Source organism: Streptomyces sp. YS-3, assembly GCF_045257485.1.
Classification (GTDB): Bacteria; Actinomycetota; Actinomycetes; order Streptomycetales; family Streptomycetaceae; genus Streptomyces.
This window is the reverse complement of sequence record NZ_JBJHPC010000044.1, coordinates 1-23,522: the sequence shown is the minus strand read 5'-3', so window position 1 is coordinate 23,522 and position 23,522 is coordinate 1. Positions and strand designations below refer to the sequence as shown.

The window sequence follows — 23,522 nt, the reverse complement described above, 5'->3', positions numbered from 1 at the left end:
GTCCCCGACCGAACGTCTGTCTGGCGACCCTAACCCCCGCCACTGACAATCACCGAGGGCCGGTGGGCGGATCCCCGTATCGAACACAGGGCGGCAACATGGGGTTCACACAGCCACGCTCACCACCGGCCACAATGGGGAACCATGATCCGATTCGAGCACGTCACCAAGCGGTACGCCGACGGCACCACCGCCGTCGACGACCTCTCCTTCGAGGTGGCCGAGGGGGAACTGGTCACGCTCGTCGGGCCGTCCGGCTGCGGCAAGACCACCACCATGAAGATGGTGAACCGGCTGATCGAGCCCACCGAGGGCCGGATATTCCTGGACGGGGAGGACATATCCACCGTCGATCCCGTCCAACTGCGGCGCCGTATCGGCTATGTCATCCAGCAGGTCGGGCTCTTCCCGCACAAGACGGTCCTGGAGAACACCGCGACCGTCCCGCACCTGCTCGGCGTCAAGCGCGCCAAGGCCCGTGAGCGGGCCGCCGAACTGCTCGACCTCGTCGGGCTCGACCCGCGGGTCCACGGGGCGCGCTACCCCGAGCAGCTCTCCGGCGGCCAGCGCCAACGGGTCGGTGTGGCCCGCGCCCTGGCGGCCGACCCGCCGGTGCTGCTGATGGACGAGCCGTTCGGGGCGGTCGACCCGGTGGTGCGCGAGCGGCTGCAGAACGAGTTCCTCAAGCTCCAGTCGCAGGTCCGCAAGACGGTCCTGTTCGTCACCCACGACATCGAGGAGGCGGTCCGCCTCGGCGACCGCATCGCGGTGTACGGGCAGGGCCGCATCGAGCAGCTGGACGCCCCGGCGGCGGTGCTCGGCACCCCCGCGACCCCCTATGTCGCGGACTTCGTCGGCGCCGACCGGGGCCTGAAGCGGCTCTCGGTGACGCCCATCGAGGAGGGCGACCTGGAGCAGCCGCCGGTGGTGCGGCTCGACGACCCGCTCCCGCGCGACCTCGGCGCCCCCTGGGCGGTGGTCCTGGACGGCTCCGGGGAGCTGCACGGCTGGATCTCCGCCGACAGCGCCACGCGCGCGAAGAGCGGCACGGTACGCGAGCACGCCCGCCGGATGGAGGCCTGGCTGCCGCTGGGCGCCTCGCTCAAGCAGGCGTTCGCGACGATGCTCCAGCACGACGCGGGGTGGATCGCGGTCATCGACCACGAGGGGACGGGCCGCTTCCTGGGGGTGCTCACCCCGGCCCGGCTGCACGAGGCGCTGCGCCGCTCGATCGACGCGGACGCCCACGCCGTCCCCCGTACGGAAGTGGAAGTGGAATCGATCAGTTCGCGCTGAGACGGCCGCTGATCCACTCCAGGACCGGCGGGATCTCCCGCCGCCAGGTGTTGAAGTTGTGCCCGCCGCTGTCGAGCGTGATCGACGACACGCGCGCGGGCGACTTCACCTTCTCGATGAACCGCAGCGTCGGCTTGAGGTTGTCCTCGCCGGACTTGGAGCTGGTGACCAGGAACGAGGACTTCGCCGGCGGCGTGTGGTCGAGCGCCCACAGCAGGTTGGAACGATTCTTCGCGGCCTTGTCGCCATGGAAGAGATCACCGGTGGTCGGGTCGCTCGCGGCCTTGTAGTACGCGGAGAGGCCCGCGCTGGCGCCGAAGGTCTCCGGGTGGTGGATGCCGATCTTCAGGGCGCAGTAACCGCCGGTCGAGTTCCCGATGAAGCCCCAGTTCCGCGGCTTGGTGCCGACCCGGTAGGTCTCGGAGACGGCCTTGGGAAGGTCCTTGGCGAAGAAGGTCTCGGTCTGGGGTCCGCCCTTGATGTCCACGCACTCGGTGTCCCGCGGCGGCGCCACCGTGGGGCGCATCATCACCAGGATCATGGGCTGCGACTTCTTCTGCTTCACCTGCGCCCACGCCGTCTTCGGGTACCGCAGCCCCTTGATCAGGTTCTCCGCGGTGCCCGGGTAGCCGGTGAGCACCACGGCCGCCGGGAACTTCTGGTTCGCGTACTTCTTCTGGAAGTACTCCGGGGGCAGATAGACGTAGGCGGGGCTGGCTATCCTCGAGCGCTCGCCCTGGACCACCACCTTCTGGATCTCACCCCCCGCGGCGGGGTTGCCGGCACCGGGGGTGTCGGGCTTCTGCTTCCCCGTGACCTTGATGTCCTTGGTCCCGGCCGAGTGGTCGACGACCACGCCCATGCCGTTCTCCTGGCCGAACAGGTCCGCCCACGAGCCGTAGAAGAGGAAGGAGTTGTTGGCCGCGAGGCCCACCGAGGCGAAGAGCATCAGCTGAGTGCCGAGGAGCAGGCCGATCCGGCCCAGGACGGCCCGCCAGCTCCGGTTGGCCAGCTTCGGCCAGAGCCAGATGGTGAGCGCGAACAGCACCACCGCCAGAACGACGGCGAGCGCCAGAACCTTGTTGCTCGTGAGACCCATGAGTCGTCGAATACTTTCTGACTGAGATTTTCCTGAGACCGAGGGAACCCGCCCCCGGGATGTGCCGTCCTAGAGGGCGCAAATTGTCCGGAACACAGCGGCGACCTTGTCGCTGTGGCGGACAACAGAATCTCTCGCGGAGTCACGGAAGCGATGTCTGTCAGGATAGATGGGGACAAAAAGGGTTCGGTTCCGGCCGGCGCGCGCAAAGTCCTCCGCGGACCGCGCCCCGATTCGGTTCCTTCACTGGTCGGCACGGCCGCGACGTTCGTCGGTCTGCTCAACATCGCTGCCGGTATCTTCCCGCGCTTCCGCGCCAGCCGGATGCACGCCGTCACCGAGGTCCTGCCCGGCACGACGGGCCCCTTCGCGGCGGCCCTGGCCCTCAGCACCGGCGTCCTGCTGCTACTCCTGGCGCACGGCCTGAAGCGGCGCAAGCGGCGGGCCTGGCGGGCCGCGGTCGCCCTGCTGCCGATCGGCGCGGTGGCGCAGTTCCTCTACCGGCACTCGATCGTCGGCGTAGTGATCTCGATCGCGCTGCTGGTCCTGCTGGTGAGGCACCGCAGCGAGTTCACCGCGCTGCCCGACCCGCGCAGCCGCTGGAAGGCGCTGGCCAACTTCATCCTGCTCGGCTCCGGTTCGCTGGGCCTCGGCCTGGTGATCGTCTCGGTCCACCCGGGCCGGGTCGTCGGCAGCCCGTCGATCGCCGACCGCATCCAGCACGTGATGTACGGCCTCTTCGGCTTCGAGGGCCCCGTCGAGTACGCGGGCGACACCAGCTGGACCGTCGCCTATTCGCTGGGCGCGCTCGGCCTGCTGACCGCCATCACCACCATCTACCTGGCCTTCCGCCCCGAGCACCCGGCCGCCCGGCTCACCGAGGACGACGAGCGCCAGCTGCGCGACCTGCTCGCCAAGCACGGCGCCCGCGACTCGCTCGGCCACTTCGCGCTGCGGCGCGACAAGGCGGTCGTCTTCTCCCCCAGCGGCAAGGCCGCGGTCACCTACCGCGTCGTCTCCGGGGTGATGCTCGCCTCGGGCGACCCGATCGGCGACGTCGAGGCCTGGCCCGGCGCCATCGAGCGGTTCATGGACGAGGCCAAGGCCCACTCCTGGACACCGGCCGTGGTCGGCTGCTCCGAGACGGGCGGCGAGGTGTGGACCCGCGAGACCGGGCTCGACGCCCTGGAGCTGGGCGACGAGGCGGTGGTGGACGCCGCGGATTTCTCCCTGTCCGGGCGCGCCATGCGGAACGTACGCCAGATGGTCAAGCGCATCGAGCGCAATGGCTACGAAACCCGCGTACGGCGCGTCCGTGATCTCTCCGTAGGTGAGCTGGAACGGGTCCGGCGGGCCGCCGAGGACTGGCGCGGCACCGACACCGAGCGCGGCTTCTCCATGGCGCTGGGACGGATCGGCGACCCGGACGACGGCGACTGTGTGATCGCCACCGCCCACAAGGCCGACGACGGACCGGGCGAGCCGGGTCCGTACGGCGACCTCAAGGCCATGATTCACTTCGTCCCCTGGGGTTCCGACGGAATGTCGCTGGAGCTTATGCGCCGCGACCGGTCCGCCGACCCCGGTATGAACGAGCTGCTGATCGTCGCCGCGCTCCAGGCCGCTCCGAAGATCGGCATCGAGCACGTCTCGCTCAACTTCGCGATGTTCCGCTCGGCCCTCGCGCGCGGCGAGAAGATCGGCGCGGGCCCGGTGCTGCGGCTCTGGCGCGGACTGCTGGTCTTCCTGTCCCGCTGGTTCCAGATTGAGTCGCTGTACAAGTTCAACGCAAAGTTCCAGCCACGCTGGGAGCCGCGCTTCATGGTCTACCGGGCCCACAGCGACCTGCCGCGCATCGGCTTCGCGGTGATGCAGGCCGAGGGCTTCGTGAACATGGGCCTGCCCCGTCCCTTCGCCCGCTTCAGCCGCTCCCGCCAGCGCCCCTGCGCGCACCTGGCGAAGAGGGAGGCGGAACGCCCGGTCCGGGCGGCGCTGTAGCGCCCTGAGGCGGGCCGGGAGCCTGGCGGCCGGCCCTCGTCCGCCGGCCGCGGCCGGCGGACCGCAGAGACAGGAAAAGGGGGCCCGGGGATTTCCCCGGGCCCCCTTCCGTCCTACGCGGACACGGACGCCGTCTCCGGCTCGACCGCCTTCTCCGCCGCGGCGTCGGCCGCCGGCTCCTGCGCCGCCCGCGGTGTGCGGTCGGAGTGCAGTCCGACCAGCGCGACCACGACCACCAGCAGGAACGCGGCACCCGCGAGCGCGAAGCTCAGCGTGAACTGGCTCTCCTGCGGCAGCGGGGGCACCCCGGCCGGCAGGTGCTCGATCGTCTTGGAGGCGAGCAGCGACGTGATCACCGCACTGGCGATCGCGCTGCCGACGGACCGGGAGATGGAGTTGATGCCGTTGGCGATACCCGTCTGGTGGTGCGGGACGCTCGCCACGATCAGCGCGGGCATCGCCGCGTAACCGAAGCTGATCGCGACACCGATCACCATGCCGGCCAGGATCACCGAGGCGCTGGAGTCGTGCGCGCCGGTCAGCCAGGCGAAGCCGAGGACACCGAACGCGGCGCCGGCCGTGAGCGTGAAGCGGGCGCCGATGCGGCGCACCAGCATGCCGCCGGCCTGGGCGGCGAGCAGGGACATGATCGTGGTGGGCAGCAGGTACTCGACGGAGGCGCGCAGCACCGAGGCCGTGAACCCGTAACCGGTGACGTTCTCCGGCATCTGCACCAGGTACGAGACGCCGATGAACTGCGAGAACATCGCGAAGCCGAGCAGCAGACCGGCCAGGTTGGTGAAGAGCACCGGGCGGTGGGCGAACATCTTCATGTCCACCATCGGCGCCTTGACCTTGCGCTCGACCAGGACCCAGACCGCCGCCATGACGACGGAGGCGACGAAGAGGCCGAGGGTGCGCACGGAGGTCCAGCCCCACTCGTGGCCCTGCGAGATCGGCAGCAGCAGCAGGACCAGCACGGCGGCGAGCGTCGCCGCGCCCAGCCAGTCGGTGCGCCCGCCGGGCTTGTGGCGCGAGGCCGGGACGCCCGCGACGACGGCGACCAGGGCGACGACGGCGAGCACGGCGGCCAGCCAGAAGACGCGGTGGTAGTCGGGGTGGTCGCCCTGGGTCAGCAGGCCGGCGCCGACGAGGGCGAGGCCGCTGCCGAACGCCAGGGTGCCGCTGACCAGCGCCATCGCACCGTGCAGCTTCTCCGGGCGGATCTCCTCACGGAGGACCGAGAGGGCCAGCGGGAAGATCGCGGTGGCGGCGCCCTGCATGACGCGGCCGACGATCAGCCAGAGCAGCGAGCTGGTGGTGGCCGCGAGGACCGAGCCCGCGACCATCAGCACCAGGACGCCTATGAGCGTGGGCTTCTTGCCGTGCATGTCGCCGAAGCGGCCGAGCAGCGGGGTGAAGACGGCGGCGGAGAGCAGGGTCGCGGTGGTGACCCAGCTGACGTTGGCGGTGGAGGTGCCGAGGTCGTTCTGGATGATGCCGAGGATCGGCACGACCAGGGTCTGCATCATCGAGACGACCATGGCGGCCAGCCCGAGGACCAGGACGAGCGCGGGGCCGCCGGTGGGGCGCGTGGGCGCCGCGTGATGTGTGGGAGTCACGGTTTCTTCCGTAGGAGTGCGGAGGGAGGGATTGCCGGAGGTCTTCGGTTCGTCCGCGCCGCCGGTCCGGCGCCGCTTCGATACTTGACTACCTCAAGTGCTTGATTACCCCAAGCAACTAGAGTGACGGTAAACCTCAAAGGTTGAGATCGTCAAGTTTCTCGCGGTAAGGTAGCGCCATGTCTGGAACCAGCCGCCCGGCCGCCGTGACCGACGCCGTGACGAACGACGCGCTCATGGACGCCCTCTGGGACTCCCTGGCGGACTACTACGGCGACTTCACCACCGCCGCCGCCGAGGCCGGCCTCACCGCCAGCCAGGCCAAGGCCCTCACCGTGCTCCGCCGCGGCCCCGCCGCCATGCGCTCCCTCGCCACCACGCTGCACTGCGACGCCTCCAACGTCACCGGCATCGTGGACCGCCTGGAAACCCGTGGCCTGGTCCGCCGCGAGCCCAGCCCCACCGACCGCCGGGTCAAGAACGTCCTCCTCACCGAGGACGGCCTGCGGGCCGTCGAGACCGTACGGGCCGGGATGCACGGCACCCACAGCGCCCTGGACGCCCTGGCCACCGCCGACCGCGACGCCCTGCACGCACTGCTGCGCCGCCTGTTCACCGGCCCCGCGGCCCGCTCCGGCCCGCGCCCCCGGACCGTCGGCTGACGTCTGGTCCGAGGAGCACCGGCTGACGCCTACGCTGGACGTATGAGTACGTTGCGCCGACGGGGCACGGTGACCGGGCTGCCCGAGTGGGACCGCTGTGCGGTGATGGGCGTGGTCAACGTCACGCCGGACTCCTTCTCCGACGGTGGCCGCTGGTTCGACACCGCGGTCGCGGTCAAGCACGGCCTCGCCCTCGTCGCCGAGGGCGCCGACCTGGTGGACGTCGGCGGCGAGTCGACCCGCCCCGGCGCCACCCGCGTCGACGAGGCCGAGGAGCTGCGCCGGGTCGTGCCCGTGGTGCGCGGCCTCGCCTCCGAGGGCGTCACCGTCTCCGTGGACACCATGCGCGCCAGCGTCGCCGAACAGGCCGTCGCCGCGGGCGCGTTGCTCGTCAACGACGTCAGCGGCGGTCTCGCCGACCCGAACATGATCCCCGTGGTCGCCGCCACCGAGGCCCCCTTCGTCGTCATGCACTGGCGCGGCTTCAGCCACGACATGAACAGCCGCGCGGTGTACGGGGACGTGGTCGCCGAAGTCCTCGCCGAGCTCCACGCGCGCGTGGAGGCCGTCGTCGCCGGCGGCATCGCCCCCGAGCGGATCGTCATCGACCCCGGCCTGGGCTTCGCCAAGCGGGCCGAGCACGACCTCGCGCTCGTCGCCCACCTGGCCGAGCTGCGGGCCCTGGGCCGCCCGCTGCTCGTCGCCGCCTCCCGCAAGCGGTTCCTGGGCCACGTCCTGGCCGGGGACGGCTCGGGACCGCCGCCCGCCCGCGAACGGGACGCCGCCACGGCCGCCGTCTCCGCCATCGCCGCCCACGAGGGCGCCTGGGCGGTCCGGGTCCACGAGGTCCGCGCCACGGCCGACGCCGTACGCGTCGCACGCGCGGTCGAAGGAGCCTCGGGCGCGACGACCGCCCCCACCGCGGCCACCGGCCCCACGGGCCCCACCGCGGCCACCGGCCTCACCGCTGCCACCGCTGCCACCGGGCCCGCCGGGGCGACCGCGTGACGGCCCGCACCGACGTCGAGGCGGTCGAGGCGGCCAACACCGCCTTCTACGAGACGCTGGAGCGCGGCGACTTCGACGAGCTCTCCGAACTGTGGCTCAGCGCCACCGACGCCGGGGACACCTCCATCTCCTGCGTCCACCCCGGCTGGCCGGTCCTGTCCGGACGCGGCGAGGTGCTCCGCTCGTACGCGCTGATCATGGCGAACACCGAGTACATCCAGTTCTTCCTGACGGATGTGAAGGTCGTCGTCCTCACCGACACCGCCGTGGTCACCTGCACCGAGAACATCCTCAGCGGCGGCCCCGCCCAGGAGAGCGGCGAGCTCGGGCCGCTGGTCGGCCAGCTCGTGGTCGCCACCAATGTGTTCCGCCGCACATCCGAGGGCTGGCGACTCTGGTCCCACCACGGCTCGCCCGTCCTGACCGAAACGGACGACGACGAGGCGTCCGAGGACTGAAGCCCAGGACTCGGGCGGCTGAAGAGGCCGTTCCCGAGGGTTGAAGCAGGGGCGTCTGGGTAGGGGCGGGTACCAGTCCCGACGCCGTCTGTCCATAGCCCCCGTGGGCGAGCGCTGTCAGTGCTCGCAGGTAGATTCGATGGTGGGTACGGAGCCGCCCGCACGCGGCGGGTGCCCGACCGACCAACGACAGCAGGAGTGATTCGCGTGGATCGTGTCGCGCTGCGCGGCCTCAAGGCCCGCGGGCACCATGGCGTCTTCCCCCGGGAGCGCGAAGAGGGCCAGACCTTCATCGTGGACCTGGTGCTCGGCCTCGACACCCGCCCCGCGGCGGCCGACGACGACCTGGCGAAGACCGTGCACTACGGCGTGGTGGCCGAGGAAGTCGTGGACGTCGTCCAGGGCGAGCCGGTCGACCTGATCGAGACGCTGGCCGAGCGCATCGCCCAGCAGTGTCTGAAGCATGCGGGGGTCCAGCAGGTGGAGGTGTGCGTCCACAAGCCGGACGCGCCGATCACCGTCCCCTTCGACGACGTGACCATCACCATCACCCGGAGCCGAGTATGACTGTGTCCTCCCACAAGAGCTCGCAGAGCGACCCGACCGTCCAGCCGGTGCCCTCGTCCGTGGTCGAGCAGGTGGACGCGGCCGACGTCACCCTCTCCAACCCGCAACGAGCCGTGATCTCGCTCGGCTCCAACCTCGGCAACCGGCTGGAGACCCTCCAGGGCGCCATCGACGCGCTGGAGGACACGCCCGGCCTGCGGGTCAAGGCGGTCTCCCCGGTGTACGAGACGGAGCCCTGGGGCGTCGCCCCGGGCTCCCAGCCCTCGTACTTCAACGCGGTGGTCGTGGTGAAGACGACCCTCCCGCCCTCCTCCCTGCTGGAGCGCGGCCAGGCCATCGAGGAGGCCTTCGACCGGGTCCGCGAGGAGCGCTGGGGGCCGCGCACGATCGACGTCGACATCGTTGCCTACGCCGATCTCGTCGTGGACGACCCGGTGCTGACGCTCCCCCACCCGCGCGCCCACGAGCGGGCGTTCGTCCTCGCCCCCTGGCAGGACGTGGACCCCGAGGCCCAGGTCCCCGGCCACGGCCCGGTCGCCGCGCTGCTCGCCACGATCGGCCGCGAAGGTGTGCTGCCGCGCGCCGACCTGGAACTCCGCCTGCCCGAGTAGTCGTTAGGCTGCTGACGGCTAGCAAGTCCGGCGACATGAAGGGCACTCTTCGGTGAAACAACTGAGGCTGGGCGTACTGGCGGGACTCTTCGCCGTCGCCGGAGTGCTCTCCTGGGCGGGCGCCCGGCTGTGGGACTCACTGGGGACCCTGCCGAGCGTCCCGCTGGCCGCGCCGATCGTCCTCGCGGTGATCGCCGTGATCCTCCTGGCCACGGCCCTGTCCATCCGCGCCCGCCTGCGCGCCCAGCGCGAACGCCGCCCCGGCGCGAAGGGCGTCGAACCCCTGATGGCGGCCCGCGCGGTGGTCTTCGGCCAGTCCAGCGCGCTGGTGGCCGCCCTGGTCTCGGGGATGTACGGAGGGACGGGAGTCTTCCTCCTCGGCTCCCTGGACATCCCCGCCCGCCGCGACCAGGCGATCTACGCCGGCTTCTCGGTGGCGGCGGGCATCGCGGTGGTGGCGGCGGCGTTCTTCCTGGAACGGGTCTGCAAACTCCCGGACGACGAGGACGAGGGGCCGGGGACCACTCCGGCGGTGTAGGGGGCGGCGCGGGTCGGCGCCGTTCACCACTCCTGGCGGGCGAGATGTCCGTTCACCAGGAACGTGGGAAACGGCTCCAGCCGGAAGTCGTACAGCGTGAAGGGCTTGTCGGGCACGGCCCGCAGGCGCACTTCCCGCACCTCCGTCCACGCCGACTCCCTCAGCTCGAGCGGATGCCGCTCGGCGCGGAACGTGCCGCGGGCGGCCCACCTGTCGCTCAGCACCAGGCAGGAGACCCGGCCATCGGTACGGGGCGTGAACCGTGCCCCCACCACGTTCGCGAGCTCCGCGAGGAACGGCACATTGGCGCTGACGACGACCCGCGCGGGCCACCGCCGGACGCGGCAGCCGTCGCCGTCGGCATAGCCGTCGAGGAATCCGTCGAACACCTCACGGTCGCGCAGGACGACACGCGGAAAACGCTGGCGCAGATGGTGCGCGTCGCCACCGACGTACTGGCGCAGCAGATCCGCGAGATACGAAGAGACGACGCGCACCCGAAAACCGGGCAGGTCTCTCCCCAGGTAGCCGGAGGGCCTTGTGACGGGCTGCAGCCGTGCCACCAGACCGGTGGCAGCGGTGAGTGCCGCCGCGTACCGGGCGGCGAACTCCTGGCTGTTGACCACGAGAGAGACATAATTCTTGCCGACTGTTCCGTCGGCGCACGTCGCTCCCACGAAGTAGCCGAACTCCCGGCCGGGCCGGATCGTCACCCGCTCCCGGCGCAGCTTGCGCGCAGGGGTCCACGCCAGCACGGTCCCCGCGGCGTCCCGTGCGTGCGTCCATCCGTCGGGAGTGCGCAGCAGGAGGCCGGGGGCCACCGAGAACGTCGACTGGCCGGTCACGACGTCGACGACCTCGCGCGCCTTGGCCGCCTTCACCTCCCTCACGGAGGTGTGCGCACTGCGCGTCCCGTCCAGCGTCCACAGGCGGGCGCCCGGCGCGACGTCACGCGCCCGTGCCCGGCCACCCACCACGTCCACCGTCTGACGGCTCGGCACCCCGTACCCCACAGCGCCCCTCCGGACCAGCGACTCTTCCGCTGGTCCAGGACCGTACCGGGCACCACCGACAACCGGCCTACCGCGCCAGTATCAGGCTCATCGCCTCGGCCCGCGTCGACGCGTCCCGCAACTGTCCGCGCACCGCCGACGTGGTCGTCTTGGCACCGGGCTTGCGGATGCCGCGTACCGACATGCACATGTGCTCGGCCTCGATCACCACGATCGCGCCCCGCGCCTCCAGAATCCGCATCAGCGAGTCGGCGATCTGCGTGGTCAGCCGCTCCTGGACCTGCGGCCGGCGGGCGAACACGTCCACCAGGCGCGCCAGCTTCGACAGGCCGGTGATCTTGCCCGTGTCCGCCGGGATGTAACCGACATGGGCCACGCCGTGGAACGGCAGCAGATGGTGTTCACAGAGGGAGACGATCTCGATGTCCTTCACCAGGACCATCTCGTCGTGCCCCAGGTCGAACGTGGTCGTCAGCACGTCCTCGGGCTCCTGCCGGAGCCCGGCCAGGATCTCCCGGTAAGCCCGCGCCACCCGCGCCGGCGTCTCCTGCAGGCCCTCGCGGTCCGGGTCCTCGCCGACCGCGATGAGGAGCTCGCGCACGGCGTTCTCGGCCCGCTTCTCGTCGAACTCGCCGATACGGCCCTGGCCGTCCAGCGTCACCGGGTCGGTCATCTGTGCCTCGTTCCTCGTGTCTCTGCACGGACGTACGAATGCGCCGCGCCCCCACAGGCTAAAACCTGGGGGGCGCGGCGTGCATTCCGGGTCCGGGGAGCCGGGGGTCAGCTCTCGGGGCGGTCCTCCGCGCCGGGGAGCTGCTCGGTCGGGACCGAGTCCGTCGGGGCCGAGCCGTTGGCGGTGGTGGCGCCGTTGGTCAGGGCCAGTTCCCTCGGCGACAGGACCGGCGGGCGCGTCGACGGCGTACGCCGCGAGGAGCCCGTCCAGGCCGGACGCGCCGGGCGCCGGATGATCGGGGCGAAGATCTCGGCGATCTCCTCCTTGCCCAGCGTCTCCTTCTCCAGAAGCCGCAGGACCAGGTTGTCGAGGACGTCGCGGTTCTCGACGAGGATCTCCCACGCCTCGTTGTGCGCGGTCTCGATGAGCTTCTTGACCTCTTCGTCGACCAGCGCCGCGACCTCTTCCGAGTAGTCGCGCTGGTGCGCCATCTCACGGCCCAGGAACGGCTCCGTGTTGTCGCCGCCGAACTTGATCGCGCCGAGCCGCTCGGTCATGCCGTACTGCGTGACCATCGCGCGTGCGGTGGCCGTGGCCTTCTCGATGTCGTTCGCCGCGCCCGTGGTCGGGTCGTGGAAGACGAGCTCCTCGGCCGCGCGCCCGCCGAGCATGTAGGCGAGCTGGTCGAGCATCTCGTTGCGCGTGGTCGAGTACTTGTCCTCGTCCGGCAGGACCATCGTGTAGCCGAGGGCACGGCCGCGCGACAGGATCGTGATCTTGTGGACCGGGTCCGAATTCGGGGAAGCAGCCGCGACCAGGGCGTGTCCGCCCTCGTGGTACGCGGTGATCTTCTTCTCCTTGTCGGACATGATCCGGGTCCGCTTCTGCGGGCCCGCCACGACGCGGTCGATCGCCTCGTCCAGCATGTGGTTGTCGATCAGCTTCTGGTTGCTGCGCGCCGTGAGGAGCGCCGCTTCGTTCAGCACGTTCGACAGGTCGGCGCCGGTGAAGCCGGGGGTGCGCCGGGCGACGGCCGCGAGGTCGACGTCCGGGGCGACCGGCTTGCCCTTCTGGTGGACCTTGAGGATCTCCAGACGGCCCTGCATGTCCGGGCGGTCGACCGCGATCTGGCGGTCGAAGCGGCCGGGGCGCAGGAGGGCCGGGTCGAGGATGTCGGGCCGGTTGGTGGCGGCGATCAGGATGACGCCGCCCTTCACGTCGAAGCCGTCCATCTCGACGAGCAGCTGGTTGAGCGTCTGCTCGCGCTCGTCGTGGCCGCCGCCGAGGCCCGCGCCGCGGTGCCGGCCGACGGCGTCGATCTCGTCGACGAAGACGATCGCCGGGGCGTTCGCCTTGGCCTGCTCGAAGAGGTCGCGCACCCGGGAGGCGCCGACGCCGACGAACATCTCGACGAAGTCGGAGCCGGAGATCGAGTAGAAGGGGACGCCGGCCTCGCCCGCGACGGCGCGCGCGAGGAGGGTCTTGCCGGTGCCGGGCGGGCCGTACAGCAGCACGCCCTTGGGGATCTTGGCGCCGACGGCCTGGAACTTCGCCGGCTCCTGGAGGAACTCCTTGATCTCGTGGAGCTCCTCGACGGCCTCGTCGGCCCCGGCCACGTCCGAGAACGTCGTCTTCGGGGTGTCCTTGGTGATGAGCTTCGCCTTGGACTTCCCGAAGTTCATGACCCGGGAGCCGCCACCCTGCATCTGGTTCATCAGGAACAGGAAGACGACGACGATGAGGACGAAGGGGAGCAGCGAGAGCAGGATCCCCACGATCGGGTTCTGCTTCGAGGGGGAGACCGTGTAGCCCTTGGTCAGGTCCCCGCTGTCGAACTTGCCCTGCAGCTTGTTGGCCAGGCTGGTGCCCTGGGCGTCGCCGATGTAGCTCGCCTGGATCTTGTTGGCGCCCTTGACCTTCTGGCCGTCCTTGAGGTCGACCTTGATGACCGACTCGTCGCCGGTCGTGATCTTGGCTTCGTCTACCTGGTTCTTGTCGATCGCCTGGACGACCTCAGAGGTGTCCACCGTCTTGTAGCCGCCCGACGAGCCGACGACCTGCATCAACACGACCACGGCGAGGACGGCCAGCACGATCCACATGACCGGCCCACGGAAGTATCGCTTCACGTCCATCCATACGGAGCGAGAACGCCCCGTCCCTCCTGCCCGTAGGTAAATGCTGCTGTGAGTAAAGACTGTTCTTCGGACGGTACCCCAGCATTGTCACCCGAGACCGCAAGGGACGGCTGACAAACCCGCCTTCCCAAGCTCCAACGCGGGAAGGGGGCTCCGAGTTCCCGTCCGGGTACCCGGTTCAGCCGCCGTAGACGTGCGGAGCGAGTGTCCCGACAAAGGGGAGATTGCGGTACTTCTCGGCGTAGTCAAGGCCGTATCCGACGACGAACTCATTCGGAATGTCGAATCCGATCCACTTCACGTCGATCGCGACCTTTGCGGCATCCGGCTTACGGAGCAGCGTGCAGACCTCGAGGGAGGCGGGCTCGCGGGATCCGAGGTTGGAGAGCAGCCAGGAGAGCGTGAGGCCGGAGTCGATGATGTCCTCGACGATCAGGACGTGCTTGCCCTTGATGTCGGTGTCCAGGTCCTTGAGGATGCGGACGACACCGGAGGACTGGGTGCCCGCGCCGTAGGAGGAGACGGCCATCCAGTCCATGGTGACCGGGGTGGACAGCGCGCGCGCCAGGTCCGCCATGACCATGACGGCCCCCTTGAGGACGCCGACGATCAGGAGGTCCTTGCCGGCGTACTCCGCGTCGATCTTCGCGGCCAGCTCGACCAGCTTGGCGTCGATCTCTTCCTTGGTGATGAGCACCGACTGGAGGTCGGTGCCCATGTCCTTCTCGTTCACCCGGGCCGCTTTCTTAGGTTCGTGGTACGTAACTGAGCTCAGCTCTGCCGGATGACCAGTCTGCCACCCTGCCGCCGTGCCTCGACGCGCCCGGGGAGGTTGATGGCCCGCTGGCCGCGCCAGCTCGTGATCAGGCGGTCGACCTCCTCGACATGGCGGGCGAAGAGCGAGCCGGCGGGGGAACCGGCGTGGATGAGGGCCTTGCGCAGCACCCGCCGGCGGACCGCGGCGGGCAGGGCGTAGAGCCTTCCGCAGAGCAGTTCGCCGGCGTCGTCCCGGACCGACGGGTCGACCTCGGCGGCCCAGGCGTCCAGGGCGTCGGCGTCGTCGCGGGAGAGTTCGGCGGTACGTGCCAGCGCCTCCACGACGCCTTTGCCGAGCGCCTTCTCCAGGGCGGGCAGGCCCTCGTGGCGCAGCCGTGAGCGGGTGTAGGCGGGGTCGGCGTTGTGCGGGTCGTCCCAGACGGGAAGCGACTGGACCAGGCAGGCCTTGCGGGCGGTGTGCCGGTCGAGCTGGAGGAAGGGGCGGCGGTAGCGGCCGTGGGTGCCGGAGACGGCGGCCATGCCGGACAGGGAGCGGGTGCCCGAGCCCCGGGCGAGGCCGAGCAGGACCGTCTCCGCCTGGTCGTCGCGGGTGTGGCCGAGCAGGATCGCGGCGGCGCCGTGGCGCTCGGCGGCGGCGTCCAGGGCGGCGTAGCGGGCGTCGCGGGCGGCGGCCTCGGGGCCGCCCTCGCGGCCGACCTTGACGGTGATGGCCTCGACCGGGTCGAGCCCCAGCGCGGTGAGCCGGGCGGCGACCTCGGCGGCGCGCTGGTCGGAGCCGGGCTGGAGGCCGTGGTCGACGGTGACGGCGCCGGCGCGGACGGAGAGCTTGCGGGATTCGAAGGCGAGGGCGGAGGCGAGCGCCATGGAGTCGGCGCCGCCGGAGCAGGCGACGAGGACCAGGGGTCCGTCGGCGCCGCCCTCGCGCGCGGTGTCGCGCTGGAGGTCGAGGGGGGTGTCGGGGGGCGGGGTGCGGCCGTCGTGGAGGACGAGCGCATCGCGCAGGACGTCGTGGAGTGCGCGGCGGACCGCCAGGCGTATCGCCGCGACCGCAGGATGGGGACCCATGTCCGGTGCCCTTCGGTGATGTTGGGGGGTGCCTCGGGACGAGGGAAAAGATCGGTCACACAGAGTGCGTAGATGGTGACAGAACTGAGCCGATACCCGAGCATTGCACGCCTACCCATGCCCTACGGTCCCTCGGATGGGTGATCCTGCGCATTTCCGGGGGACAGTCGCGGGCACCGGGTACGTGGGTGCGGTCGGCGCCCGCCCGCTCAGCCCTCCGTCCTGCTGTGCACCCGCGCGACCCAGTCCGCCGGTTTGGCGATCTCCGCCTTGGTCGGGAGCGTGTTGGGCGAGGTCCAGACGCGGTTGAAACCGTCCATGCCGACCTGGTCGACGACGGCCCGGACGAACCGCTCGCCGTCGCGGTACTGGCGCAGCTTGGCGTCGAGGCCGAGGAGCTTGCGCAGGGCCTGGTCGAGGCGCGAGGCGCCCTTGGCGCGCCGCTGCTGGAACTTCTCACGGATCTCCGCCACCGAGGGCACGATCTGCGGTCCCACCCCGTCCATGACGAAGTCGGCGTGGCCCTCCAGGAGCGACATCACGGCGGTGAGCCGGCCGAGGATCTCCCGCTGGGCGGGTGTTTGCACCAGCTCCACCAGGGAGCGCCCGCTGTCGCCCTCCTCGCCCTCGGGGCGGCTTCCGGCGAGCGACTGGGCGGCCTCGCGCAGCCGCTCCAGAATGGTCATCGGGTCGACGTCGGTCTCCCCCAGGAATGACTGGATTTCGCCCTCAAGGTGGTCGCGCAGCCAGGGCACGCCGGTGAACTGGGTGCGGTGGGTCTCCTCGTGCAGGCACACCCAGAGCCGGAAGTCGTGCGGGTCGACGTCGAGCTCGCGCTCCACGTGGACGATGTTGGGCGCGACCAGGAGCAGCCGCCCGCCGCCGTTCTCCCCGGCCGGGAGTTCGCGGGTGGGGGGCGCGAACGTCTCGTACTGTCCGAGGACGCGCGAGGACAGGAAGCTGAGCAGCATGCCCAGCTCCACGCCGGTGACCTTGCCGCCGACCGCGCCGAAGACGGCGCTGCCCGGGCTGCTCCCCCGGCGTTCCTGCATCTTGTCGAGCAGGGGCTTCAGGACCTCACGGAAACCGGCCACGTTGGCCCTGACCCAGCCCGCCCGGTCGACCACGAGGACGGGGGTGTCGGCGGGCCGCACCCCCTCCGGGATCATCCTGGTGAACGCCCGTACGTGTTCCTCCGAGGCCTTCGCGTGCCCGCGCAGCTCCGCGACGACGGCGCGGGCCTCGTCACGGCTCACCTCGGGGCCCGGCCTCACCAGTCGGGTCGCGGTCGCCACCGCGAGGTTCCAGTCGACCATCCCAGAAGAAGCGGCACCACCGATGCTCGTCATGCGTCAACCGTACGTTGTCCTCCCGCGCAGGGGAGGAGGGTTGACGCCGGGTGCTCACGGGGCGGGTGCGGGGGCGCCGGCCCGGCAGCCGCACCGCGCGAGTCGCTCGGCGAGCCGGTCCAGGGCGCGCTGGGCGGCGTCCGGGCCCGGGGTGTCGGCGGCGAGGAAGGCGAAGGTGAGCAGATGGCCGTCGGCGTCCACGACCGTGCCCGCGAGCGCGTTGACGCCCGAGAGCGTGCCGGTCTTGGCGCGGACGAGGCCGGTCCCGGCGGAGTCCGTCCCGTAGCGGGCGCGCAGGGTGCCGGTGAACCCGGCGACCGGCAGACCGGTGAGGACCGGGCGCAGTTCGGGGTGGGCGGGGTCGGTGGCGCGGGCCAGCAGGAGGGTCAGGAGCCGGGCGCTGACGCGGTTCTCGCGGCTGAGGCCGCTGCCGTCGGCGAACCGGGCGGTGGCGGCCTGGGGCAGGCCGAGCGCGGCGATCCGGTCGGCGACCGCCTTGGCGGCGCCGTCGAAGTCGGCGGGCCGCCCGGCGGCGACGGCCGTCTGCCGGGCGAGCGCCTCGGCGAGGTCGTTGTCGCTGTTGGTGAGCATCCGCTCGACCAGGTCGGAGAGCGGCGCGGAGAGGGTGCGGGCGAGCTCCGTGGCGCCGCGCGGGGCGCGTCCCGGCCGGGGCGGGCCGGCGGTGATGCCGCGTTCGCGCAGCAGTGAGGCGAAGGTACGGGCGGTGTCCCCCGCCGGGTCCCAGCTGCGCGGCGCGGGGCCGCTGTCGCTGCTGTCCGTCCGTCCCTCGTCGGTCATCAGGGCGACCACGGGCGCGATGTTCTCGTTCGGGCCGATGGGGTGGCGCTCGGGGCCGCTGTAGCGGGAGAGGTCGTAGGCGAGGGAGGCGGTGGTGGCGCCGCGGGCGCGCAGGGCGCGGGCGGTGGCGTCGGCGAGGGTGCGCAGACCGTCCTTGCCGAGCGTGGGGTCGCCGCCGCCGACCAGGGTGAGTTCGGTGCCGGTGGCGGGGGCGACGACCGTGGTGGGGATGCGGTGGTCCGGGCCGAGCGCGGACAGGGCGGCGACGGCGGTGGCGATCTTGACGGTGGAGGCGGGCGTCATGGCGGTGTCCGCGCGCTGCCCGTAGAGCTGCTTGCCGGTGGCGGTGTCGTACACGGCGGCGGAGGGCTGCGGGCCGAGGCCGGGCGAGGTGAGCAGGGGGGCGAGGACCTGGTCGAGCACGGTGTCCGCCGGCGCGTCTGCGGGGGCGCGAAGAGCGGTGAGTACGCCCCTGGCGCTGGGCGCGGGCGCGGGTGCGGGGGGCGCGCCCAGGTGATGTGCGCCACCTGTTCGCCGGTGAGCCGCTGCGCGGTCGCGCTCCGCCGTACGCTGACCCGAGTCCCAGGGACCGGCCGTGGCCACCGCTCCGGCCGCCACCGCCAGGCCCACCGCAGCCGCACCCGCCATGAGCTGCCATGTCTTGGGTCCCGGCACCGAGGACCAGCCCCTTTCGCGATCACACACCTGCGTGAGGGACACTTAATCACCAGAACTGCGTCTTGCCGCGAACATGGCACACCGGGTCAGCACCGGCGGCCCGTCCGGCTGAGTGTCCCGGGCCCGACCCGGGGGACGCGGGAACCGACCAATGCATGTGCTGATCATGGAGGAGAGCCACCCGTGGAGTTCGACGTCACCATCGAGATCCCGAAGGGTTCGCGGAACAAGTACGAGGTGGACCACGAGACCGGCCGGATCCGCCTGGACCGTCGCCTCTTCACCTCGACCAGCTACCCGGCGGACTACGGCTTCGTGGAGAACACCCTCGGCGAGGACGGTGACCCGCTGGACGCGCTGGTCATCCTGGACGAGCCGACCTTCCCGGGCTGCCTGATCCGCTGCCGCGCCATCGGCATGTTCCGTATGACCGACGAGGCGGGCGGCGACGACAAGCTGCTCTGCGTGCCGGCGTCCGACCCGCGTGTCGAGCACCTGCGCGACATCCACCACGTGTCGGAGTTCGACCGCCTGGAGATCCAGCACTTCTTCGAGGTCTACAAGGACCTGGAGCCCGGCAAGTCCGTCGAGGGCGCCAACTGGGTCGGCCGCGCCGAGGCCGAGGAAGAGATCAAGGCCTCCTACAAGCGCCTTGAGGCGCAGGGCGGCGCGCACTGACGCGCCCTTGAGCCGGTACGACGACGGGCGGTGCACCCTCCGGGGTGCGCCGCCCGTTGTCGTACGACTTGATGATCACCCACATACTGGGCACACGCTTGCGTACGCAAGGGACTGGAGGGAGTCAAGGGGTGCCTGAGCAGCAGGAGCCGGAGGAGCGCAAGCCCTCTGACGAGGCGCGGAGCGCCTTCGCGGCTCCCGACGGAGTGGCGCAGCCGGGTCCTCCGGAGGAGGACGCGCCGACCTCCGAGTTCGCGCTGCCGGCCGGGGTGCCGGAGCCCGAGCCGTCGGCCGAGCAGGCGCCCGCCTCGGCCTTCGCCCCGCCCAGCACCTATTCGGCCCGTGAGGCGCCGTCCGCCATGGTCACCACCGCGGGTTTGCCGCTGGTGCGCCTCTCCAAGGACGCGCCCTGGCAGGACCGGATGCGCACCATGCTGCGGATGCCGGTGGGTGAGCGGCCGGGGCCGGAGACGGCCCTGAAGACCGACGACGCCGGGCCCGCCGTGCCGCGCGTGCTCGACCTGACGCTGCGTATCGGTGAGCTGCTGCTCGCGGGCGGCGAGGGCGCCGAGGACGTCGAGGCGGCGATGTTCGCGATCTGCCGCAGCTACGGGCTGGACCGCTGCGAGCCGACGGTGACCTTCACCCTGCTCGCCGTCACCCACCAGCCGTCCCTGGTGGACGACCCGGTCACGGCGAACCGGACGGTACGCCGCCGGGGCACCGACTACACGCGTCTGGCGGCCGTCCACCGCCTCGTCACGGACATGACCAGCTCCGACCACGACGTCACCCTCGAAGAGGCCTACCGCCGCCTCGCGGAGATCCGCCGAAACCGGCACCCGTACCCCGGCTGGGTCCTCACCCTCGCCGCCGGCGTGCTCGCCGGGGCGGCCTCGGTGCTGGTCGGCGGTGGCGTGACGGTGTTCCTGCTGGCGGCGGCCGGGGCGATCCTCGGCGACCGGCTCGCCTGGCTCTGCGCGGCGCGCGGGCTGCCGGAGTTCTACCAGTTCGTGGTGGCCGCGATGCCGCCCGCGGGGATGGGGGTGGCGCTCAGCCTGCTCGGCTGGGATCTGCGGCCCTCCGCGGTCATCACCGGTGGCCTGTTCGCCCTGATCCCCGGACGGGCGCTGGTGGCCGCCGTACAGGACGGCCTGACCGGCTTCTACATCACCGCCTCCGCCCGTCTGCTCGAGGTCACGTACTTCTTCGTGGCGATCGTGATCGGGGTGCTCACCGTGCTGTACGGGGGGCTCCAGGTCGACGCCAAGCTGAACCCGGAGGGGGCGCTCAGCCCCATCGAGCGGCCCGTCGTCCAGACGCTCGCCTCCATGGCGCTCTGTCTGACCTTCGCCGTACTGCTCCAGCAGGAACGGTCCACCGTGTGGATCGCCACGCTGAACGGCGGGGTCGCCTGGGTGATCTACGCGTCGATCGCGGTCACCGCCAAGGGGTCGCCGATCATGGCGACGGCGGTGGCGGCGGGGCTGGTCGGCCTCTTCGGACAGCTGGTCGCGCGCTACCGCAACACCTCGGCGCTGCCGTACGTGACGGCGGCGATCGGGCCGCTGCTGCCGGGCAGCGCCACCTACTTCGGGGTGCTGGCGATCGCCCAGAACCACCGGGACCAGGGGCTCGCCAACATCGCCAAGGCGGCGGCGCTGGCGATGGCGATCGCGATCGGGGTGAACCTCGGGAGCGAGATGTCGCGGATGTTCCTCAAGGCGCCGGGGGCGGCCCGCAAGGCGGCGAAGCGGACGCGAGGGTTCTGAGCCCGTACACGTCCCCCGTTCAGCGCTTCGCGTGCCGCCTGCGCTGCTGCGCGGGCGGGGCCGCGGTGGCCCCCGGGCCCGCCTTCTTCGCCTTGGAACGCGCCCGCAGGAACTCGATCGCGATCGGGACCACCGAGATCAGGACGATCGCGACCAGCATCAACTCGATGTTCTTGTGCACGAACTCGACGTTGCCCAACGCCGCGCCCAGCAGCGTCACCCCCGCGCCCCACAGCGCGCCGCCGATCACGTTGTACGTGATGAAGGAGCGGTAGTTCATCCGGCTCACGCCCGCGATGATCGGCGTGAACGTCCGGACGATCGGCACGAACCGGGCCAGCACCAGCGACTTCGGGCCGTACTTCTCGAAGAACTCGTGGGCCTTCTCCACGTTCTCCTGCTTGAAGAGCTTGGAGTCCGGCCGGTTGAAGAGCGAGGGGCCGACCTTGCGGCCGAAGAGATAGCCCACCTGGTCGCCCAGCACGGCGGCGGCCACCACCATCAGGCACACCAGCCACAGCGGAGTGTCGATCTTGCCGCCGGTGACCAGCAGGCCGGTGGTGAACAGGAGCGAGTCGCCCGGCAGGAAGAAGCCGATGAGCAGGCCGGACTCGGCGAAGACGATCACCAGCAGACCGGCCAGGCCGAACGACGACAGCAACTGGTCGGGGTCCAGCCAGCTCGGACCGAGTGCGAGGGTGGTCACGGGTTCCGGCGCTCCTGGGTGAGGGATGGGGCGGGGGGCGCGTAAGCGCGCGTTGACGGGCCAAAGCTATCAACGCCGCCGGCACGCTCCAGGTTCCACCGGGTTCCTGGGGATGCGCGGGGCACGGGCGGGTACGAAGCTGGGTCCCAGGATCTTCCAGGAAGGCGGCGCGATGGGCATCGAGGATTTCGGCGGCGGGCAGGGCGCACAGTCCGACGTACTGGTGGTGACCACCAACGACGTGCCCGGTTACCAGGTCCAGCAGGTCATCGGGGAGGTCTTCGGCCTCACCGTGCGCTCACGGCACCTCGGCAGCCAGATCGGCGCCGGGCTGAAGTCCATGATCGGCGGCGAGCTGAAGGGCTTGACCAAGACGCTCGTGCAGACCCGCAACCAGGCGATGGAGCGGCTCGTGGAGCAGGCACGCGCGCGTGGGGCGAACGCCGTCCTCATGATGCGGTTCGACGTCACCGAGGCCGCCGACGTGGGGACGGAGGTCTGCGCGTACGGAACGGCGGTCGTGATCACGAAACTCTGAGACGGGGGGACCCGAGACCATGGCACTGCACCCGGGTGGCGCCGAGAAGGCACCGGAGCACGAGAAGGACCACGAGCGGCTCGCCCTCAACCCCTTCTACGGGGAGGCCGACCCGGTCGGCTCCATGACCTCGGCGCCACCCCGGCACCGGCTCCCCGACCGGCCGCTCGCCCCCTCCACCGCGTACCAGCTCGTCCACGACGAACTGATGCTGGACGGCAACTCCCGCCTCAACCTGGCCACCTTCGTCACCACCTGGATGGAACCGCAGGCGGCGGTGCTGATGGCGGAGTGCCGGGACAAGAACATGATCGACAAGGACGAGTACCCGCGCACCGCCGAGCTGGAGCGGCGCTGTGTGGCCATGCTCGCCGACCTGTGGCACGCGCCCGACCCGGCCGGCGCGGTGGGCTGCTCGACGACGGGGTCGAGCGAGGCGTGCATGCTCGCCGGGATGGCGCTCAAACGGCGCTGGGCGAAGCGGAACGCGGACCGCTATCCCGGGCGGGACGCGGTGCCGAACCTGGTGATGGGCGTGAACGTCCAGGTCTGCTGGGAGAAGTTCTGCGCCTTCTGGGAGGTCGAGGCGCGCCAGGTCCCGATGGAGGGCGACCGCTTCCACCTCGACCCGCAGGCGGCGGCCGAGCTGTGCGACGAGAACACGATCGGCGTGGTGGGCATCCTCGGCTCGACCTTCGACGGATCGTACGAGCCGATCGCGGAACTCTGCGCGGCACTCGACGCGTTGCAGGAGCGTACGGGTCTTGATGTGCCGGTCCATGTGGACGGCGCGTCGGGGGCGATGGTGGCGCCCTTCCTCGACGAGGACCTGGTGTGGGACTTCCGGCTGCCCAGGGTCTCGTCGATCAACACGTCCGGGCACAAGTACGGGCTGGTGTACCCGGGCGTGGGCTGGGCGTTGTGGCGCTCGGCCGAGGAGCTCCCGGAGGAGCTGGTCTTCCGGGTGAACTACCTGGGCGGCGACATGCCCACCTTCGCGCTGAACTTCTCCCGGCCGGGGGCGCAGGTGGTGGCGCAGTACTACACGTTCCTGCGGCTGGGCCGGGAAGGGTTCCGGGCGGTGCAGCGGACCACCCGGGACGTGGCCTGCTCGCTCGCCGACCGCATCGAGGCGCTGGGCGACTTCCGGCTGCTCACACGCGGGACCGAGCTGCCGGTGTTCGCGTTCACCACGGCGCCGGAGGTGGAGCGGTTCGACGTGTTCGATGTGTCGCGGCGGCTGCGGGAGCGGGGCTGGCTGGTCCCGGCGTACACGTTCCCGCCCCACCGCGAGGACCTGTCGGTGCTGCGGGTGGTGTGCCGCAACGGGTTCTCGTCGGACCTGGCGGGGATGCTGGTGGAGGACCTGGGGCGGCTGCTGCCGGAGTTGCGGCGGCAGCCGGGGCCGCTGGGACGGGAGGAGTCGAAGGCGACCGCGTTCCACCACTGAGGGGTGCCGGGGCGGTGCGCGTTCGCGG

General features: G+C 71.2%; 22 protein-coding genes. 12 read left to right on the top strand and 10 right to left on the bottom strand.

What is annotated here, in order from left to right; all coding sequences use genetic code 11:
• Positions 1 to 144 precede the first annotated feature (144 nt).
• Positions 145 to 1,296, top strand: a complete 1,152-nt coding sequence (locus ACJA3G_RS06900) for an ABC transporter ATP-binding protein (RefSeq protein ID WP_406551975.1) — start codon at positions 145 to 147, stop codon at positions 1,294 to 1,296.
• On the opposite strand, the gene ACJA3G_RS06895 is transcribed toward ACJA3G_RS06900, so the two are convergent.
• Positions 1,283 to 2,395, bottom strand: a complete 1,113-nt coding sequence (locus tag ACJA3G_RS06895; protein WP_406551974.1) for an alpha/beta hydrolase — start codon at positions 2,393 to 2,395, stop codon at positions 1,283 to 1,285. The genes ACJA3G_RS06900 and ACJA3G_RS06895 overlap by 14 nt on opposite strands.
• A 153-nt stretch (positions 2,396 to 2,548) precedes the next feature.
• On the opposite strand from ACJA3G_RS06895, the gene ACJA3G_RS06890 reads away from it, so the two are divergent.
• Positions 2,549 to 4,393, top strand: a complete 1,845-nt coding sequence (locus ACJA3G_RS06890; RefSeq protein ID WP_406551973.1) for a phosphatidylglycerol lysyltransferase domain-containing protein — start codon at positions 2,549 to 2,551, stop codon at positions 4,391 to 4,393.
• Between the two features lie 113 nt (positions 4,394 to 4,506).
• Here ACJA3G_RS06890 and ACJA3G_RS06885 read toward each other — a convergent pair whose 3' ends face one another.
• A complete protein-coding gene (locus tag ACJA3G_RS06885; protein ID WP_406551972.1) occupies positions 4,507 to 6,015 on the bottom strand; it encodes an MFS transporter in 1,509 nt (502 codons plus the stop codon).
• Positions 6,016 to 6,194: 179 nt separating this feature from the next.
• Between ACJA3G_RS06885 and ACJA3G_RS06880 the strand changes: the two genes are divergently transcribed.
• The 6 genes from ACJA3G_RS06880 (at position 6,195) to ACJA3G_RS06855 (ending at position 9,859) form a co-directional block, all read left to right on the top strand.
• On the top strand, positions 6,195 to 6,677 hold the full coding sequence (locus tag ACJA3G_RS06880; protein WP_406551971.1) for a MarR family winged helix-turn-helix transcriptional regulator: 483 nt from the start codon (positions 6,195 to 6,197) through the stop codon (positions 6,675 to 6,677).
• Between the two features lie 42 nt (positions 6,678 to 6,719).
• Positions 6,720 to 7,685, top strand: a complete 966-nt coding sequence (folP, locus tag ACJA3G_RS06875; RefSeq protein ID WP_406551970.1) for a dihydropteroate synthase — start codon at positions 6,720 to 6,722, stop codon at positions 7,683 to 7,685.
• A complete protein-coding gene (locus ACJA3G_RS06870) occupies positions 7,682 to 8,143 on the top strand; it encodes a nuclear transport factor 2 family protein (protein ID WP_406551969.1) in 462 nt (153 codons plus the stop codon). The genes folP and ACJA3G_RS06870 overlap by 4 nt, the downstream gene beginning before the upstream one ends.
• A 207-nt stretch (positions 8,144 to 8,350) precedes the next feature.
• Complete coding sequence (gene folB, locus ACJA3G_RS06865; protein ID WP_101389407.1) at positions 8,351 to 8,710, top strand: dihydroneopterin aldolase; 360 nt, start codon at positions 8,351 to 8,353, stop codon at positions 8,708 to 8,710.
• A complete protein-coding gene (gene folK / locus ACJA3G_RS06860) occupies positions 8,707 to 9,321 on the top strand; it encodes a 2-amino-4-hydroxy-6-hydroxymethyldihydropteridine diphosphokinase (protein WP_406551968.1) in 615 nt (204 codons plus the stop codon). Before folB ends, folK begins: the two co-directional genes overlap by 4 nt.
• A 52-nt stretch (positions 9,322 to 9,373) precedes the next feature.
• Complete coding sequence (locus ACJA3G_RS06855; RefSeq protein ID WP_406551967.1) at positions 9,374 to 9,859, top strand: DUF3180 domain-containing protein; 486 nt, start codon at positions 9,374 to 9,376, stop codon at positions 9,857 to 9,859.
• Positions 9,860 to 9,882: 23 nt separating this feature from the next.
• Here the strand turns inward: ACJA3G_RS06855 and ACJA3G_RS06850 are convergent, their stop codons facing one another.
• The 7 genes from ACJA3G_RS06850 to dacB form a co-directional block, all read right to left on the bottom strand.
• Positions 9,883 to 10,860, bottom strand: a complete 978-nt coding sequence (locus ACJA3G_RS06850; RefSeq protein WP_406551966.1) for a hypothetical protein — start codon at positions 10,858 to 10,860, stop codon at positions 9,883 to 9,885.
• Positions 10,861 to 10,939: 79 nt separating this feature from the next.
• Positions 10,940 to 11,545, bottom strand: coding sequence for a GTP cyclohydrolase I FolE (folE, locus tag ACJA3G_RS06845; protein WP_406551965.1), 606 nt, complete (start codon positions 11,543 to 11,545; stop codon positions 10,940 to 10,942).
• A 107-nt stretch (positions 11,546 to 11,652) separates the two neighbouring features.
• The gene (gene ftsH, locus ACJA3G_RS06840) at positions 11,653 to 13,680 is read right to left on the bottom strand and encodes an ATP-dependent zinc metalloprotease FtsH (RefSeq protein ID WP_406551964.1); all 2,028 of its coding nucleotides are present in this window, start codon (positions 13,678 to 13,680) and stop codon (positions 11,653 to 11,655) included.
• A 181-nt stretch (positions 13,681 to 13,861) separates the two neighbouring features.
• Positions 13,862 to 14,401, bottom strand: a complete 540-nt coding sequence (gene hpt / locus ACJA3G_RS06835; protein ID WP_159689106.1) for a hypoxanthine phosphoribosyltransferase — start codon at positions 14,399 to 14,401, stop codon at positions 13,862 to 13,864.
• Between the two features lie 53 nt (positions 14,402 to 14,454).
• The gene (tilS, locus tag ACJA3G_RS06830) at positions 14,455 to 15,525 is read right to left on the bottom strand and encodes a tRNA lysidine(34) synthetase TilS (RefSeq protein WP_406551963.1); all 1,071 of its coding nucleotides are present in this window, start codon (positions 15,523 to 15,525) and stop codon (positions 14,455 to 14,457) included.
• A gap of 209 nt (positions 15,526 to 15,734) precedes the next feature.
• Positions 15,735 to 16,874 carry a zinc-dependent metalloprotease gene (locus ACJA3G_RS06825; protein ID WP_406551962.1) on the bottom strand — a complete coding sequence of 380 codons (1,140 nt, stop codon included), beginning with the start codon at positions 16,872 to 16,874 and terminating at the stop codon, positions 15,735 to 15,737.
• A 54-nt stretch (positions 16,875 to 16,928) separates the two neighbouring features.
• Positions 16,929 to 18,347 (bottom strand): D-alanyl-D-alanine carboxypeptidase/D-alanyl-D-alanine-endopeptidase, encoded by a 1,419-nt coding sequence (gene dacB, locus ACJA3G_RS06820; protein ID WP_406551961.1) that lies wholly within the window; start codon positions 18,345 to 18,347, stop codon positions 16,929 to 16,931.
• Positions 18,348 to 18,533: 186 nt separating this feature from the next.
• Between dacB and ACJA3G_RS06815 the strand changes: the two genes are divergently transcribed.
• Positions 18,534 to 19,028: an inorganic diphosphatase gene (locus ACJA3G_RS06815; protein WP_101389400.1), complete on the top strand. Its 495-nt coding sequence runs from the start codon at positions 18,534 to 18,536 to the stop codon at positions 19,026 to 19,028.
• Positions 19,029 to 19,099: 71 nt separating this feature from the next.
• Positions 19,100 to 20,800, top strand: coding sequence for a threonine/serine exporter family protein (locus ACJA3G_RS06810; protein ID WP_406551960.1), 1,701 nt, complete (start codon positions 19,100 to 19,102; stop codon positions 20,798 to 20,800).
• A gap of 19 nt (positions 20,801 to 20,819) precedes the next feature.
• Here the strand turns inward: ACJA3G_RS06810 and ACJA3G_RS06805 are convergent, their stop codons facing one another.
• On the bottom strand, positions 20,820 to 21,506 hold the full coding sequence (locus ACJA3G_RS06805; RefSeq protein WP_406551959.1) for a DedA family protein: 687 nt from the start codon (positions 21,504 to 21,506) through the stop codon (positions 20,820 to 20,822).
• 172 nt (positions 21,507 to 21,678) lie between these two features.
• Here ACJA3G_RS06805 and ACJA3G_RS06800 point away from each other — a divergent pair, with 172 nt between their 5' ends.
• Complete coding sequence (locus tag ACJA3G_RS06800; RefSeq protein WP_344077302.1) at positions 21,679 to 22,044, top strand: YbjQ family protein; 366 nt, start codon at positions 21,679 to 21,681, stop codon at positions 22,042 to 22,044.
• A gap of 19 nt (positions 22,045 to 22,063) precedes the next feature.
• A complete protein-coding gene (locus ACJA3G_RS06795; protein ID WP_406551958.1) occupies positions 22,064 to 23,494 on the top strand; it encodes a glutamate decarboxylase in 1,431 nt (476 codons plus the stop codon).
• The last annotated feature ends 28 nt before the right edge of the window (positions 23,495 to 23,522 follow it).